This is a genomic window from Streptacidiphilus alkalitolerans (assembly GCF_042511045.1).
Classification (GTDB): Bacteria; Actinomycetota; Actinomycetes; order Streptomycetales; family Streptomycetaceae; genus Streptacidiphilus; species Streptacidiphilus alkalitolerans.
Genome location: NZ_JBHEZX010000016.1, coordinates 122,423 through 138,677, shown reverse-complemented (window position 1 = coordinate 138,677; position 16,255 = coordinate 122,423). Strand labels below are relative to the sequence as shown.

12 protein-coding genes are annotated in these 16,255 nt (G+C 71.7%); 5 read left to right on the top strand and 7 right to left on the bottom strand.

The genetic code is table 11. The features are described from left to right. Positions 1 to 25 precede the first annotated feature (25 nt). Positions 26 to 1,174, top strand: a complete 1,149-nt coding sequence (locus ACEZDG_RS29585; RefSeq protein ID WP_380515245.1) for an aminotransferase class V-fold PLP-dependent enzyme — start codon at positions 26 to 28, stop codon at positions 1,172 to 1,174. Between the two features lie 110 nt (positions 1,175 to 1,284). Beyond that, on the top strand, positions 1,285 to 3,438 hold the full coding sequence (locus ACEZDG_RS29580; RefSeq protein ID WP_380515242.1) for an alpha-galactosidase: 2,154 nt from the start codon (positions 1,285 to 1,287) through the stop codon (positions 3,436 to 3,438). Between the two features lie 23 nt (positions 3,439 to 3,461). Here ACEZDG_RS29580 and ACEZDG_RS29575 read toward each other — a convergent pair whose 3' ends face one another. Genes ACEZDG_RS29575 through ACEZDG_RS29560 form a run of 4 tightly spaced genes read right to left on the bottom strand, consistent with a single transcriptional unit; the run spans position 3,462 to position 7,881 of the window. Then, a complete protein-coding gene (locus tag ACEZDG_RS29575) occupies positions 3,462 to 5,108 on the bottom strand; it encodes a beta-N-acetylhexosaminidase (RefSeq protein WP_380515240.1) in 1,647 nt (548 codons plus the stop codon). Positions 5,109 to 5,121: 13 nt separating this feature from the next. Then, positions 5,122 to 6,111, bottom strand: a complete 990-nt coding sequence (locus ACEZDG_RS29570) for an ABC transporter ATP-binding protein (protein WP_380515238.1) — start codon at positions 6,109 to 6,111, stop codon at positions 5,122 to 5,124. A 29-nt stretch (positions 6,112 to 6,140) separates the two neighbouring features. Continuing rightward, complete coding sequence (locus tag ACEZDG_RS29565; protein ID WP_380515236.1) at positions 6,141 to 7,016, bottom strand: ABC transporter permease; 876 nt, start codon at positions 7,014 to 7,016, stop codon at positions 6,141 to 6,143. Continuing rightward, the gene (locus tag ACEZDG_RS29560) at positions 7,009 to 7,881 is read right to left on the bottom strand and encodes an ABC transporter permease (RefSeq protein ID WP_380515234.1); all 873 of its coding nucleotides are present in this window, start codon (positions 7,879 to 7,881) and stop codon (positions 7,009 to 7,011) included. The genes ACEZDG_RS29565 and ACEZDG_RS29560 overlap by 8 nt, the downstream gene beginning before the upstream one ends. A gap of 265 nt (positions 7,882 to 8,146) precedes the next feature. Between ACEZDG_RS29560 and ACEZDG_RS29555 the strand changes: the two genes are divergently transcribed. Both ACEZDG_RS29555 and ACEZDG_RS29550 read left to right on the top strand, forming a co-directional pair. After that, entirely contained in the window at positions 8,147 to 10,567 is a 2,421-nt protein-coding gene (locus tag ACEZDG_RS29555) for a transglycosylase domain-containing protein (protein WP_380515232.1), read from the top strand. A 149-nt stretch (positions 10,568 to 10,716) separates the two neighbouring features. Continuing rightward, positions 10,717 to 12,108, top strand: a complete 1,392-nt coding sequence (locus ACEZDG_RS29550; RefSeq protein ID WP_380515229.1) for a ricin-type beta-trefoil lectin domain protein — start codon at positions 10,717 to 10,719, stop codon at positions 12,106 to 12,108. A 153-nt stretch (positions 12,109 to 12,261) separates the two neighbouring features. Here the strand turns inward: ACEZDG_RS29550 and ACEZDG_RS29545 are convergent, their stop codons facing one another. Next, positions 12,262 to 12,564, bottom strand: coding sequence for a GroES family chaperonin (locus ACEZDG_RS29545; RefSeq protein WP_380515380.1), 303 nt, complete (start codon positions 12,562 to 12,564; stop codon positions 12,262 to 12,264). 144 nt (positions 12,565 to 12,708) lie between these two features. Next, positions 12,709 to 13,059, bottom strand: a complete 351-nt coding sequence (locus ACEZDG_RS29540) for a DUF3618 domain-containing protein (protein WP_380515226.1) — start codon at positions 13,057 to 13,059, stop codon at positions 12,709 to 12,711. A 162-nt stretch (positions 13,060 to 13,221) separates the two neighbouring features. On the opposite strand from ACEZDG_RS29540, the gene bcp reads away from it, so the two are divergent. Further along, entirely contained in the window at positions 13,222 to 13,707 is a 486-nt protein-coding gene (bcp, locus tag ACEZDG_RS29535; protein WP_380515225.1) for a thioredoxin-dependent thiol peroxidase, read from the top strand. A gap of 74 nt (positions 13,708 to 13,781) precedes the next feature. Here bcp and ACEZDG_RS29530 read toward each other — a convergent pair whose 3' ends face one another. Then, positions 13,782 to 16,115, bottom strand: coding sequence for a glycosyl hydrolase family 18 protein (locus tag ACEZDG_RS29530; RefSeq protein WP_380515222.1), 2,334 nt, complete (start codon positions 16,113 to 16,115; stop codon positions 13,782 to 13,784). Positions 16,116 to 16,255: the final 140 nt, after the last annotated feature.

Below are 16,255 nucleotides of genomic sequence, written 5' to 3'. Positions count from 1 at the left end.
CATCGAAGTTCTGGAGCGAACGCGCATGTCCCCTCTGCCTGGCCCCGGCGGCCTGTCCGGGTACGCCGAGCACTTCCGCGAGCCGGACGGCTATCTGGACTTCGGCCGGTTCGGGCCGCCGTCGGCCGATGTGGTGGAGACCACCGCCGTGCTGTCGGGACGGGCCGCCCACGCCACCGCCGGGACCGTGGACGAGCTGATGGGGTACGAGCTGCGGGCCCGCCGGGCGGCGGCCCGGCTGCTGGGCGTGACCGGTGCCGGGGGCGTGGACCAGGTCGCCCTGCTGCCCAACACCAGCACCGGGCTGTTCCACGCGGCCTTCGGCCTGCCGCACGGCACGGTGCTGGTCCCCGCCCACGAGTTCCCGTCCAACCTCTACCCCTGGCGCCGCGCCGCCGCCCTGGGCCGGGTGCGTCCGGTGCCGCTGGCGCCGGACGGCCTGCGCCGGATCACCCCGGACCTGGTCCGGGCGGCCCTCACCACGGAGACGGTCGCGGTCGCGCTCGCCGCCGTGGACTTCCGCACCGGCTTCCGGGCCGACCTGGCCGGGATCAGGGAGGTGATCGGCCCTGACCGGCTGCTGGTCGTGGACGCGATCCAGGGCCTGGGCGCCACCGAGCAGCCCTGGACCGCGGCCGACCTGCTGGTGACCGGCGGTCAGAAGTGGCTCAGGGCGGGCTGGTCCACCGGCTTCCTCTACGCCTCCGAGCGGGCCCTGGAGCGGTTGGAGCCGGCGCTGACCGGATGGACCGGGGTCGAGGACGCGGGGCTGTTCGACGACCGTGAGCATCCCCCGGCGGACGGCGCCCTGCGCTTCTCGCTGACCAACGCCAACCCGATCGCGGCGGGGGCGCTGGCCCGCGCCCTGGAACTGGTGGAGCAGGCCGGGATCACCCGCATCACCGGCCACATCCGGCAGCGCACGGCCGAGCTGATCGACACCGTGCGCAGCGTCGGCGGCCTGGTGCGCTCGCCCACCGCGGAGCACGAGCGGGCCGGGATCGTCTCCTTCTCGGTCCCGCGCACCGGCACCGCGACGGTGGCCGAGGCCCTCGCCGCGCACGGGGTCACCGCCACCGTCAGGCAGGACGAGATCCGGCTCTGCGCCCATGCCTCCACCACGCTGACCACCGTCGACCTGGTGCACAAGGCGCTGCACTCGCTCTCCCGCTGAGGGCCCTCCGGGGTGAAGGCTCCCGCTGAGGGCCCTCCCGCTGCGGGCTCGCAGGGATTACCATCAGAATCCAACACGGGAGAACACAAGCCAACAGCCCCTGGAGCCCCATGCCCGCCATCAGCTTCGCCCCCGCCTCCAGGACCTGGCTGCTGCGCACCCCCGGCAGCGCGTACGCCCTGCGCGTCGACGGCGACGACGTCCCGCGCCACCTGCACTGGGGCGAGCCGCTGACCCTGGACCAGGCCGACTCGCTGCCGCTGCCGGCCGACCTGTCCGGCTTCAACGGCTTCGAGGGGCACACCCCGGTCGGCGAGGAGCTGCCGGTCGACGGCGGCAGCCGCTTCGGCGCGCCCTCGCTGCAGCTCCGCTTCGCCGACGGCGTCCGCGCCCTGGAGCCGGTCGCCGACGGGCACAGCCTGACCGAGCAGCCGACCGGCGCCACCCTGCTGCTGCACTTCCGCGACCGCCACTACCCGCTGCGGATCACCCTCGGCTACCAGGTCCACGACGACAGCGACGTGATCGAACGCTGGACCGAACTCACCCACACCGGTACGGACTCCGAGGCCGGGGACGGCACGGAGCAGGGCCCGATCACCGTGCTGCGGGCCGACTCCGCCGCCTGGTCGCTGCCGCCGAGGGACGACTACCGGCTCAGCCACACCACCGGCGCCTGGGCCGCCGAGACCCAGCTGCGGCGCTCGCAACTCAGCTACGGCGAGACCGTGCTGACCAGTCGTCGGGGCGTGACCGGCCACCACGCCCAGCCCTGGGCCATGGTCGACGCGGGCGACGCCGACGAGCAGCACGGCCAGGTCTGGAGCACCGCCCTGGCCTGGAGCGGCAGTTGGCGGATCACTCTGCAGCGCACCGCCGACAACGCGCTCGGCCTCACCGCGGGCGCGGGCCACGAGGGCCTCACCGTCCGCCTCGCCCCCGGCGCCACCCACAGCACGCCCCGGCTGGCCGGGCTGTACTCCGGCGGCGGTTTCGGCGGGACCAGCCGCTCCTGGCACGCCCACATCCGGGCCCATCTGCTGCCGTACCCCGACGAGACCCGCCCGGTGCTCTACAACTCCTGGGAGGCGACCGCCTTCGCGGTCACCCTGGAGGGGCAGCAGCAGCTGGCCGCCCACGCCGCGGCGCTCGGCGTGGAGCTGTTCGTGATGGACGACGGCTGGTTCGGCGCCCGCCGCAACGACCGGGCCGGGCTCGGCGACTGGACCCCGTACGCCGGGGCCTTCCCGGACGGGCTGCAGCCCCTGGTCGACTCGGTGCACGGGCTCGGCATGCGGTTCGGGCTCTGGGTGGAGCCGGAGATGGTCAACCCCGACAGCGACCTCTACCGGGCCCACCCGGACTGGGTGCTGCACCAGCCGAACCGCCGGCGCACCGAACTGCGGCACCAGCTGGTGCTGAACCTGGCCCGCCCCGAGGTGGCCGAGTGGATGTACGACTGGCTCACCCGGCTGGTCGGCGACCACGGCATCGACTACCTGAAGTGGGACATGAACCGCCCCTTCACCGAGGCCGGCGGATCGGCGGACCCCGACGACCCCGACCTGCTGTGGACCGACTACGTCCGCCACTACTACCAGGTGGTCGACCGCCTCCGCGCCGACCACCCCGCGCTGCGGATCGAGGCCTGCAGCTCGGGCGGCGGCCGGGTCGACCTCGGCGTGCTGGCCCGGCACGACCAGGTGTGGACCTCCGACAACACCGACGCCTCGGACCGGCTGGTGATCCAGGACGGCTACGCCCAGGTCTACCCGGTGCGGACGATGGCCGCCTGGGTCACCGACGTGCCCAACCAGCAGACCGGGCGCTCGATCCCGCTGCGGTTCCGCTTCCACAGCGCCATGAGCGGGGTGCTCGGGCTCGGCGGCGAGCTCGACCGCTGGACCGGCGCGGAGCTCAAGGAGGCCGCCGAGCTGATCGCCGAGTACCGGACGATCCGTCACCTGGTGCAGCACGGCGCGCTGTACCGGCTGCGTCCGCCCCGGTCGCAGAACGAGCTGACCGCGGTCCAGTACATCGCCGCCGACGCCGCCGAGGCGGTCGTCTTCGGCTGGCTCGAACAGCGCCGGTTCGGACGCCCCCAGCCGCCGCTGCGGCTGGCCGGCCTGGACCGGGACGCCCGCTACCGCGACCGCCGCAGCGGGGCGGTGCACCACGGCGCGGTACTGCTGGAGCACGGCCTCGACCTGGAGCTGCCGCCGGGCGACTGGGCCAGCGCCGTGGTGCACCTGGTCCGGGTCTGACCCGGCGTCACTCAGGCACTTGGTCACTGCGTCCAGGGCACCCCGTCCGCCTTGGTGTAGGCCAGGCCCTGGGCGTCCCAGTACGGGGCCTGGTCGGCCAGCCGCTGCTGGTACTCGTCCCAGTAGCGCTCCTGCTGCGGGGTCCAGCCGATCTCGGCCAGGCCCGGCAGCCGGGGCAGCAGCATGCTGTCCAGGTCCCTCTCGCTGTGCAGGGTCTCGGACCACATCGGCGCCTCGATGCCGGTCACCGCACCGGCCGGGAGGCCGTCCAGGTAGGTGTCCGGGTCCCAGCTGTAGCTCTTCTCCACGCTCAGGTATCCGGCCCAGTGCAGCCCCAACCGGGTGGAGTCGTCGTACTTCTGGTCCAGGTACGCCTGGTCGGCCGGTTCCATCACCAGCCTGGCGCCGTCCTTCACCGCCGTCACGATCCGGTCGTTGAGCCCGGCCGGCTGCTGCAGCGCCGGATGCCACACCCCGAGCAGGGCCGGTCCGCCCTTCCCCGCCGCCGCGGCCTCGTCCCAGGCCAGCGGCAGCTTGCCGTGCTCGCGGACGATGGCCGAGGCCCGGGCCATGAACGCGGCGTAGGCGGGGGCGGACAGGGTCTGCGCCTCGTCGCCGCCGATGCCGATGTAGCGACCCGGCGTCATCGCGGCCAGGGCGGCCACCACCTGGTCGACAAAGGTGTAGGTCGACTCCTCGGTGGTGCAGACCCGGCTGAAACCGACGTCGGTCCCGGTGTAGGGGTGCACCGGGGCGTCCCCGGCGCAGCCCAGGTCCGGGTAGGCGGTCAGCACCGCGTTGGAGTGCCCGGGCAGGTCCACCTCGGGCACCACGGTGATGTAGCGGGCGGCGGCGTAGGCCACCAGATCCCGGTACTGGGCGTCGGTGTAGTAGCCGCCGGCCCCGCCGCCGACCTGCGTGGACGCCCCGATCCCGGTCAGCCGGGGCAGCCCGGGGACGGCGATCCGCCAGCCCTGGTCGTCGGACAGGTGCAGCCGCAGGTAGTTGAACTTGTACTGGGCCAGCAGGTCGATATAGCGCTTCACCACCGGCACCGGGAAGAAGTGCCGGGCCACGTCGAGGCCGCCGCTGCGGTAGCCGTAGCGCGGCCGGTCGGCGATCGACACCGCCGGGACCGTCCCCGGGCCCTTCGGGGGCAGCAGCTGACGCAGCGTCTGCACTCCGTGGTAGAGGCCGGCACCGGTCCCCGCGGTGATCACCACCCCGGTCGGGCCCGACTCCAGCCGGTACCCCTCAGGCCCGGTGCCGGCCTTGGGATCGAGCTCCAGCACGATCCCGGTGGCCGCGCTGCCCGCCCCCTCCACGGGCAGCGCGAACCCCAGCGACGGTCGCAGCAGCGCCGTCAGATCCATGGCCACAGCGGTCGCCGCCGCGCCGCCCCTGGCACGCACCGGGGTCGCCGCCGTCACCGGGTAGCCGGCGCCGCCGGTCCGCCGCAGCTGCGCGGGCAGCGGCACCAGGCCGAGCGGCGGGACGGCCGGGGTCTGCTCCGCCGACGCCGCGGCACTGGCCGACACCGTCGAACCGGCCGCGGTCGGCGGCGGTGCCGCACCGCCCGACGAGGCCGCACCGCCCGACGAGCAGCCGGTCAGTAGTGCGAGCACCGCCCCGACCGCACCGACGGCACGGACCACTCCCCTGTGCACCATGCCGCCGATGATCTCAGTTGGTCTGGACCAATTCAATCCCCTGCTCGACAGTCCCCTCTCCGCCGTACATCCGGGCGATCACGTCCTCGATGGCCGGCTCCCGCACCGAGAGGTCCACCAGCGGGTACCGCGCCGCGATGGCGGCGACCAGCGGTGCGGCACTGTCCGCGGCCGGGAAGGCCAGCCACTGCCGCGGCCCGTCCACCCGGACCACCCGGGCGCCGGGCACCTCGATCGGCGGCTCGGGCGCGGCCAGGTCCACCACCAGGGTGCGTTCGCTGCGCCCGGTGTCGTGCAGCCCCTCCAATCCGCCGTCGTAGACCACCCGGCCGTGGTCGATCACCATCACCCGGGAGCACAGCCGCTCGATGTCGGTGAGGTCGTGCGTGGTCAGCAGCACCGTGGTGCCGGACTCGGCGTTCACCTCGGCCAGGAACTCGCGCACCCGGTTCTTGCTGACCACGTCCAGGCCGATGGTCGGTTCGTCCAGGTACAGCACCTCCGGGTCGTGCAGCAGCGCGGCGGCGATGTCGCCGCGCATCCGCTGACCCAGCGACAGCTGCCGCACCGGCACGTCCAACAGCTGTCCCAGCTGCAGCAGTTCGACGCAGCGGTCGAGGTTGCGCCGGTAGCGGGCGTCCTCGATCCGGTAGATCCGCCGCGCCAGCTCGTAGGAGTCCCGCAGCGGCAGGTCCCACCACAGGGTGGTGCGCTGCCCGAAGACCACCCCGATCCGCCGGGCCAGCCGCACCCGCTCCTTGGACGGGTCGGCCCCGGCCACCCGCAGCCGCCCGGCGCTGGGGACCAGGATCCCGGTCAGCATCTTCACCGTCGTCGACTTGCCGGCCCCGTTGGGCCCGATGTAGCCGACCATCTGCCCCTGTTCCACCCGGAAGTTCAGCCCGTCGACCGCCCTGACCTCGGTCCGCTCCCGCTTGAACCGCCCCGCCCTGCGGCGCACGGTGAAGGTCCGCGCGACGTCCTCGACCTCGATGATGCTCATGGCTTCTCCTGTCGTTCGCTGAGGGTCGGTCAACTTCCGGTACTGCGGTACGCGCGGAGCCCGGCCCGCCAGGCCAGGCCCGCCGCCGTCGCACACAGCGCCGCGGCCAGCGGCGAGGCGAAGCGGAACCAGCCGGGCAGGCCGAGGGTGTCCTTGACGCCCAGCAGGTAGAGGGCCGGCAGCCAGTTCACAAAGGCCAGCGGCACCCCGTACACCGCACCCCGGACCAGGTCGCGGGCGAACACCGTCGGCGGGTACTGGAGCATGGTCGCGCCGCCGTAGGTCACCGAGTTCTGCACCTCGGCGGCATCGGTGGCGAAGAACTGGAAGGCCGCCCCGGAGACGAAGACCGAGCTGAAGATCACCGTCCCGCAGACCACTAGGGCGACCATCACCAGCAGCTTCGGCAGGGTCCAGTCCAGCCGCAGCTGCACCAGCGCCCAGGCCAGCACCGCCGCCGCCTGCGCCACCCGGCCGATCCGGCGCAGCGCGAACCGGTCGGCGCTGAGCTGCGCCAGCGCCGCGGCCGGACGGATCAGCACCACGTCCACCGAGCCGTCGCGGACCCGCTGGCCCAGCTGGTCCAGGCTCCCCACCAGCAGGTCGGCCAGCCCGAGGGTCAGCCCCGAGGTCCCGTAGAGGAAGGCGACCTGCGGCAGGGTCCAGCCGCCAAGCGACGGGGTGTGCAGGAAGATCACCGCGATCACCACGAAGTCCAGCACCGAGGTGACCCCGTTGCCGACCGTGGTCAGCCAGAAGGAGGTCCGGTAGGCGAGCGAGGCCCGCAGCCACATCCCGGCGATCAGCCGGTAGGACCGCAGCGCCTCGGCGGCCCGGGCCGGCGCGGCAGCCAGTTTGCCTGTCGTACCCGTGGAACTGCCGGTCGAGCGGAGGGAGTCAGCCACCCTGGACCACCACCTTGCGCATCACCGCACGCTGCATCAGCCGCCCGGCGGCCAGCAGCGCCAGCGCCCATCCGGCCTGGAGGCCGAGCCCGGCGGCCAGCGCCGGACCGGTCCGGCGCTGCAGGAACACATCCAGCGGAATCTGGATCATGGCCGCCCAGGGCAGCCGTTCGGCCACCGCCGCCAGCGCGGACGGAAGCAGCGGCAGCGGCAGCAGGAAGCCGGAGAAGAACATCCCCAGCACCACGCTGATCTGCCGCACTCCGCGCGCGTCCAGCAGCCAGAAGCCGGTCAGCGAGGCGATGTAGCGCAGCGCGAAGCTGACCACGACCGCGAGCAGCACCGAGACCAGGAAGCAGAACCAGGTCAGCAGCGCCGCCCAGGCCCCGTCGGCGGGCATCCGCAGCCGGAAGACCAGTCCGCCGGCCAGCATCGGCAGCAGCCCCCGGGAGAGCAGGTGGTAGCAGGCGCGGCCGAGGTCGTTGAAGAGCCACCAGCCCTGCAGGTCGACCGGGCGGTAGAGGTCCACCGCGATGTCGCCGGTGGTGATCCTGGCCTCCAGGTCGTCCTGCATGCCGCCGCCCATCGCGGCGATCGGCATCAACAGGGCCTGGCCGAGCCAGACATAGGTCAGCGCGGCGCTGAGGTCGTAGCCGCCGAGGTGCGGGCGGATCTGCCAGAGCGCCTGGTAGGTGTAGGCGATGAAGAAGCCGAAGACGGTGTTGGTGAAGACCCCGGCCCAGGTCGCGGCGCGGTACGTGGCGTAGCGGCGGAAGCTGCCGCGGGCCACCGCCGCGTACAGGCCTCCGCCGGGTCGGGGCGGGCGGACCGGTTGGTTGACGGTGAGGGCACTGGGTTGTGCCATCGACTGACCACTCTCCTCTCGTGCAACAAGTCGACATGTCGACACGACGTAGCCCACTGCCACCAGGGCGCGCGGGAACGCCAAAGAGGCCCCGTTCGCCGACACCGGGGGGTGTCCGCGAGGGGCTCGACTCCATCTGCGGTTGTTCTGCGGTTGTTGTGCTGACAGCAGGTTAGCGACTGCGCCACCGCCCCGCCTAGGGCCCACAGAGGGACAAGCGACACATAATCGGACACAAAGCGTCGATGCGAGGAGCGGTAGCGGGATGACCACGGAGCCCGAGGGACCCCAGGGCAGCGATCCCCAGCCCGCTGAGCCCGCCCAGCCCGGCGAGCCCGCTCAGCCCGGCGAGCCCTCGGGTCCGCCCCGGCGGGACGACCCCGACGGCCCCGGGCACCCGATGGACCGCGACACCCTCGAGAGCGAGGACCGGTCCGAGGGCGGCGGCATGGGCGCCGGCCGCCGCGACCGGCGCCGGGCCAAGCGGAAGGCGCGCCGCGCCGCCCGCCGGGCCAAGCCCTGGTGGCGCCGGATCATCCCGACCTGGCGGATGGCGCTGGCCGGCCTGCTCGGCCTGATCGTCGTGGCCGTCGCCGCCTTCGTCACCATGTACGCGCTGGTCCAGGTCCCCGACCCGAACGCCGCCGCGACCGCGCAGAGCAACGTCTACTACTACGCCGACGGCAAGACCGAGCTCGGCCGCACCGGGCAGACCAACCGGATCAATGTGCCGATCGACCAGATCTCGGTGAACGTCCAGCGCGCCGCCGTCTCCGCCGAGGACCGCACCTTCTACAGCAACCGCGGCGTCGACATCAGGGGCACCGTCCGGGCCGCCTGGTCCACCCTCACCGGCAAGGGCGTCCAGGGCGGCTCCACCATCACCCAGCAGTACGTCAAGAACTACTACCTGACCCAGGACCAGACCATCAGCCGCAAGATCAAGGAGTTCTTCATCTCGCTCAAGGTCGACCAGACCGAGAGCAAGGACGAGATCATGGCCGGCTACCTCAACACCAGCTACTTCGGCCGCAACGCCTACGGGGTCCAGGCCGCGTCGCTGGCCTACTACGGCATCAACGCGTCCGCGCTGGACGTGCCCCAGGCCGCCTACCTGGCCGCCCTGCTGCAGGCGCCCAGCGCCTACGACGTCGGCACCGCCACCAGCAGCGGCAAGGCCGCCGCCGTCGACCGCTGGAACTACGTACTGGACGGCATGGTCACCCTCGGCTGGGTCACCCAGGCCGACCGCGGCGCCATGGTCTTCCCGCACACCCTGCCGCCCGGCGGCACCCCCGGCGTCGGCGGCCAGGCCGGCTACCTGATCGACATCGCCAGCCACTACCTCAGCGACAACGGCATCGTCGACGCGGCGGCCTTCAACGCGGGCGGCTGGAAGATCACCACCACCTTCGTCAAGAAGGACCAGGACGCGCTGGCCGCCGCCGTCAAGAAGGAGTTCGAGGAGCAACTCCCGGACAAGGCCAAGGCCAAGGCCGTGCGCGCCGCCGCCGGATCGGTCGACCCGGGCAGCGGGAAGCTGCTCGCCGCCTACGGCGGGCCCGACTACGGCGTCCAGCAGTTCAACGACGCGCTGCGCACCGACTACCAGGTCGGCTCCACCTTCAAGGCCTTCGACCTGGCCGCCGGCCTGCAGAACCACGCCACCACCCAGGACGGCATCCCGATCACCCCGTCCACCCTCTACGACGGCACCAGCAGCCGCCAGGTGCAGGGGCTGCCGGCCGGGATGTCCTACAACCCGGCCAACGAGGACGACGTCGACTACGGCGAGATCAGCCTGCGCTACGCCATGAAGAAGTCCGTCAACTCGGTGTACGCGCAGGAGGGCGCGGACGCCGGCCTGGACAACGTCCGCAGGGCCGCCATCGCCGCCGGGCTCCCGGCCGACACCCCCGGCATGGAGGCGGTGCCCGCGATCACCCTCGGCTCGGCCACTCCCAATGCGATCCAGATGGCCGGCGCCTACGCCACCCTGGACAACCACGGGCAGCGGATCGCCCCCTGGTCGGTGCAGGCGCTGACCCACGACGGCCAGGCGCACAGCCTGCCGGCGCACAAGGCCGAGACCGCCTTCCCGCGGACCACGGCGGACACCGTCACCTCGGTGCTGGAGGACGTGATCAGCCCGGACGGCACCGGCTACGCCGCCCTCGCCCTGAACCGCCCGGTGGCGGGCAAGACCGGCACCACCGACGGCAACAAGTCGGCCTGGTTCGTCGGCTTCACCCCGCAACTGGTGACCGCGGTCGGCCTGTTCGCCGAGGACCCGACCACCCACGCACAGGTCTCGCTCGGCGACGCGGCCGGGATCCAGCGGGTCAACGGCGGCACCTTCCCGGCCTCGATCTGGACCGACTACATGTCCAAGGCGCTCAGCGGACAGCCGGTGCAGCAGTTCGACCTCCAGGCCCCGCTGGACGACGCCGAGTTGGGCACCCCAACGGCCAGCGCGAGCGCCGACACCGGCGTCCCGAGCGGCGGCGCGTCCACCGTCCCGCCGGTGACCGTCCCGCCGACCGGCGGGCCGACCGCGACCGGGACCGCGTCGGGCCCGGTCGAGCCCACCGCCCCGCCCACGGTGCCGGCCCCGCCGACCCGTACCGAGGAGCCGACCTCCCGGCCGACGGCCGAGTCCACGGACACCGGCCAGGCGCTCCCCTGACGGGCCGCCCGACTCTCCCCTGACGGACCTTCACACACCTGGATTCATATAGTTAGTAAATTTTCCTAACCAGATATTGACGCGCCCCGTCTCCCGGCAACACGCTGCATCCACAGAAGTGTTGAGCATCCGTCATGCCGGGAGGCACCATGCGCAAACGCACGCTGACCAGAACGATCATCGCGGTCTGTATCGCCATGATCGCCGCCGTCGCCGCCGTTCTCACCACCGCACCCGCCGCGAGTGCGTCGACCACCCAGTCGGCCTTCGTCACCTTCTACGGCTGGTGGGACAACACCCCGCCCGGCGGCGACATCTCCTACCCCCAGCTGCACGACACAGCAGGCGGCACCGGCACCTACGCCGACCCGATCACCTTCGCCAGCGACAGCTCGGAGTTCGCCCCCGGCACCAAGATCTACGTCGCCCGGGTGAAGAAGTACTTCATCATGGAGGACGGCTGCGACGAGTGCAGCGCCGACTGGAAGGGCAAGGGCCCCGACGGCGGCCCCAAGCTCTGGCACACCGACCTGTGGCTCGGCGGCCAGGGCGGCAACGCCATGAAGGCGATCCAGTGCGAGGACGCGCTGACCAACTACAACGCCGACAACACCCCCTCGCTGGAACCCGTCGTGGTCTCACCGCCCAGCAACGAGACCTACGACCCCACCCCAATCTTCAACACCAGCACCGGCGCCTGCTACGGCGGCGCCACCCCGATCGTGACGGTCGGCCAGTACAAGAACAGCTCCACGGCGACCTGCATGGACGACCCGGGCAACAGCGCAAGCAACGGCGTCAAGCTGGACATGGCCGCCTGCAACGGCTCGGCCCAGCAGCAGTTCACCTTCGACGGGACCTTCTTCCAGCTGCACAACCTGTGCGCCGACATGTCCGGCAGCAACCTGGACCTGAAGACCTGCACCGGCGGGCCGACCCAGCAGTGGTCCGCCAATACCAACGGCACCATCTCCGACATCCAGACCGGCAAGAAGTGCTTCCGCGCCTCCGGCACCACGCTGACGGCAGGCAGCTGCTCGGGCGCCGCCGCCCAGTGGACCTTCCCCACCGGCAGCTCCGCCCCGCCGACCACTACTCCCCCGACCACGCCCCCGCCCACCACGGCCCCGCCGACGACCACCCCGCCCACCACCACCCCGCCGACCGGCGGCAACGTCTCCTACGAGGCTGAGGCGGCAACCCTGGCCGGCGGCACCACGATCACCAGCTGCGCCCACTGCAGCGGCGGCAAGAAGCTCAGCTACCTCGGCAACGGCGGAACCGCCACCTTCACCGGAGTCTCCGAACCCGCCGCCGGCAGCTACACCCTGACCATCTACTTCATGAGCGTCGGCCAGGCCCGCACCGCCACTGTCACCGCCAACGGCGTCAACCAAACCGTCAGCTTCCCCGAAACCCCCGACTACAACACCGTCGTCACCAAAACCATCACCGTCCAACTCAACGCCGGCAACACCAACACCATCGAATTCTCCAACCCCTCCGCCGGCGCCCCCAACCTCGACCGCATCGTCGTCTGACCCACCCCGGAACACCAGCCGGCGGGGCCCACCAGCGACACGGGCCCCGCCGACCCGCAGCAGGCCCCATGGCCTGGACATCACCGGTACCGGGGAATCGGCGCTACCCGCCCGATGTCGGTCGGCGCGGGGCAGGGTCATCCCGCTGGAGGGCTACAGGTACAGCCCCGTCGAGCCCTCGGTGTCGCCTACTCGCTCCGCCGCTACCGCGTGGACGTCGCGTTCGCGGAGGAGGATGTAGAGCTGGCCGCGGACTTCGACCTCGGCGCGGTCCTCGGGGTCGTAGAGGACGCGGTCGCCGGTTTTGATCGAACGGACGTTCTGGCCCACGGCCACCACCTCGGCCCAGGCGCAGCGCTTGGACAGGGCCGCGGTCGCCGGGATCAGGATGCCGCCGGTCGAGCGGCGGTCCCCTTCCGGGCCGTCGCTGCGGACCAGCACCCGGTCGTGCAGCATCCGGATCGGCAGCTTCTCACCGAAGGAACCGGGCTCGGTCACAGAGGATTCGCTCACTCCTGGACCGTACACCGGACCATGCCTGGAAGCGGACCCGTGGGTCATTACCACCGGTCCGCACCGCTCCCACCTGGGACGGGAGGACTACTTCCGACGCCGCCGCAGCAGCGCCCAGCCGACCACGACCGCGGCGGCCACCGCGGCCACCGGGACGACCCGCTCCTTGCGCAGATTGCCCTTCTCGTCCACGAACTGCGCCCGCGCCTGCTCGACCCCGCGGTTCGCCGTCACGAACGCCTGGCCGACCGTGCGGTCGACCGCGGCCTTCGCGTCGGCCTTGGCCTTTCCGACGAGCGTGGACGGGTGGACCGCCACCGCGAGCTCGTCCAGGGTCGCCGCGAGCTGCTGTCGGGTCCGGTAGATGTCCGCTTCGATCTGCGCGGCGGTCCGCCCGTCCGGGCCACTGCCCTTGCCCCTCGTGCCGACCTCGCTCACGAGCCCACCTTCCGTCGCTGCCTGCTACTGCCGCCTGACGAACAGTTTGTCAGGTCCCCCCTCGCCGCGCGCAACGGCACCCCGGGGAATTGTCGGACCCCAGGAGTAGGTTCGAGTCGGCACGACCGCCACCCAGACGCACCGGAGCACAGGAGCACACCCATGACGGACGCGCAGACGAAGCAGTCGAGGCTGCAGCCGGGCGACACCGCCCCGGCCTTCACCCTCCCCGACGCCGACGGGAAGCCGGTCTCCCTGGCCGACCACCTGGGCCGCAAGGTGATCGTCTACTTCTACCCCGCCGCGCTGACCCCCGGCTGCACCAAGCAGGCCTGCGACTTCACCGACAACCTGGACCTGCTCGCGGGGGCCGGCTACGACGTCATCGGGATCTCCCCGGACAAGCCGGAGAAGCTCGGCAAGTTCCGCGAGAAGGAGCACCTGAAGGTCACCCTCCTGGCGGACACCGAGAAGGAGGTGCTGACGGCGTACGGGGCCTTCGGCGAGAAGAGCCTCTACGGGAAGACCGTCGTCGGCGTGATCCGCTCCACCGTGATCGTGGACGAGCAGGGCAAGGTCGAGCGGGCGCTCTACAACGTCAAGGCGACCGGGCACGTGGCCAAGCTGCTGCGCGACCTGGCGGTCTGATACACGCCGCTGACACGCCGAAGGGGCGCACACCTTGCGGTGTGCGCCCCTCGATACGGCTGCTCCTGCTACAGCTACTGCATGGAGCTGTTCATCGCGTTGATCAGGGTGCCCGAGGAGTCGTCGCCCTCGAAGGAGAAGGCGAAGATGCCGCCCAGGCCCTTCGACGTGGCGTAGGCGCCGCGCGCGGTGATCGCCTGCGGCGTGTCACCGGTGTAGAAGTTGGTGCCGTCGTAGATCCACGAGCTCTGCGTGGTGGCGTCCCAGTGCACGTTGGAGCCGGTGGTCAGGCCCTTGGCCGCCAGTTCCTTCCAGTCGGCGATGCCCGCCTGCTGGGTGAACGACTGCACCGGGCTGGCGCCGGTGGCCGACTGGTAGAGGCCGAAGTTGCTGCCGGCCGGGACCCCGGTCCAGCCGCGGAAGTAGAACGGCACCCCGAGGACGATCTTGCCGGCCGGGAAGCCGCCGGTGATCCCGTACGCCGCGTCGCCCGTGGTGTAGGCCGCGATGGTGGAGTCGACGTTGTACTTCTCGGTTCCGGGCGCGATCGCCGTGCTCGGGTCGGAGGCGGTGTTGTGCAGCGGGTCCTGGAAGTTGGTCGGACCGGTCGCGTCCCAGGCGCCGTGCATGTCGTAGGTCATGATGTCGCCGTAGTCCAGGGACTTGGCGATCTGCGCGGGCTGGATCAGCGCGATCTTGTCCTGGCCGCTGGGCAGGGCCGCGGTCAGCAGGAAGTGCTTGCCGATGCTGCTGCCGTAGGCGTCCAGCTCGGTGCGGAACTCCGCGAGCAGGGCGCTGTAGTTGGCGGTGTCGGCAGCCGAGGTGTGGTTGCCGGTGTGGCCGCCGGCCGAGGCCGGGTACTCCCAGTCGATGTCGATGCCGTCGAACAGGCCGGCCGCCGCGCCGGTGCCGCCCGAGGCGTCGCCGGAGATGTTGGTCGGCAGGTTGCCCTTGATGAACATGTTGATGCAGGAGGAGACGAACGCCTTGCGGGAGGCGTCGGTGGCAGCCGCGTCCGAGAAGTACTTGGAGTAGGTCCAGCCGCCGATGGAGAGGTTGATCCGCAGGTTCGGGTACTTCGCCTTCAGCTCGCGCAGCTGGTTGAAGTTGCCCTTGATCGGCTGCGACCAGGTGTCCGAGGTGCCGTCGACGCTGATGTCCGAGGTGTAGGACTTCTGGTAGTCGGCGAACGCGTCGCCCGCGCCGTCACCGGCGTTGGGGTCGGCCTCGTTGGTGGAGTCGCTGGCCTTGACCGCCTCGAAGCAGGTGTGCGAGGACGGGTCGACGTTCTCGAAGGCGTAGGTCAGCACCTTCATGTTCGCCGCGGCACCGGAGGTGCCGACGTTCTTCGGGTAGTACGCGTTGCCGTAGATCGACCACTGGTCGAAGTAGGCCGACTTCATCGCACCGCTCGCCGCGGAACCCGTGGTCGCCGACACCGCCGCCGACTGCCCGGAGGCGTGGCCGTCCTTGTCGTAGCCCTGGACGGTGAACTTGTAGGCGGTGTTCGGCAGCAGCGAGCTGACGGTCACCTTGGGGCCCATCGCGGTGGCGACCAGGTTGGCGCCCGAGTACACGTAGTAGCCGGGGGTGTCGCCGGTCTGCGAGTTGTCGGTGGACGCGGCCCAGGAGAGGGTCACGGCGGTGTTGGTGACCGTGGCGGTGACCCCGGTCGGGGTGCTGACCAGGCCGTCACCGGTGGGTCCGGTGCCGGTCCCGCTGGTGCCGGTCGCGGTCGCGGTCGCGCTCGGCGAGGCACTCGCGCTGGCCGAGGCCGACGCCGAAGCGGAGGCGGACGGGCTGGTCGAGGCCGACGCCGACTGGGACGGCGACGCGGAGGCCGAGGCCGAGGCGCTCGGGCTGGTGCTCGCGCTGGCCGAGGTGCTCGCCGAGGCGGACGGGCTGGTGGTCGCTCCGCCCGGTCCGGTCAGGGTGATGTCGTCCGCGTGGTACGAGCCCTGCCCGTACCAGCCGTGCACGTACACCTGGACCGAGGTGGTGGTCGCCCCGGTGGTGAAGCTGGTCGACAGTTGCTGCCAGGTGGTCGCGCTCGGGGTCCAGTTGCTGGCGGTCACGCCGGTCCCGGTCGCGCCCAGGTACACGTACGCGCCCTCGACGTAGCCGGACAGGCTGTACGCGGTGTTGGGCAGCACCGACACGGTCTCCGCGCACTGCGCGGTGTCCGAGGCGGATGCCGCGCCGAGCAGCGAGTGGGTGCCGCCGTGGACCGGGGTGCTGACGACGCTGTCCAGCGTCGAACAGGTCCAGCCGCTGAGGCTGCCGCTCTCGAAGTCACCGTTGGCCAGCAGGTTGGTGGACGCGGCGCTGGCCCCGGTGACGGTGGCGGCGAGCGCGGCGGACCCGGCTATCAGCACAGTCGCGGTGGCGAGCGCGGTACCGCGTCGCATTCTCCGCGAGGTGCCGCGAGGGGTAGTCGGGACGCGTTCAGGCATGGATGTGCTCCTGGATCGGAGAGGGGGTGTGTGAGGGGGTGTGAAGAGTCACGCGAGGTGGTGCGGGATCACGTGGGGTGGTGCGGGTGGACACC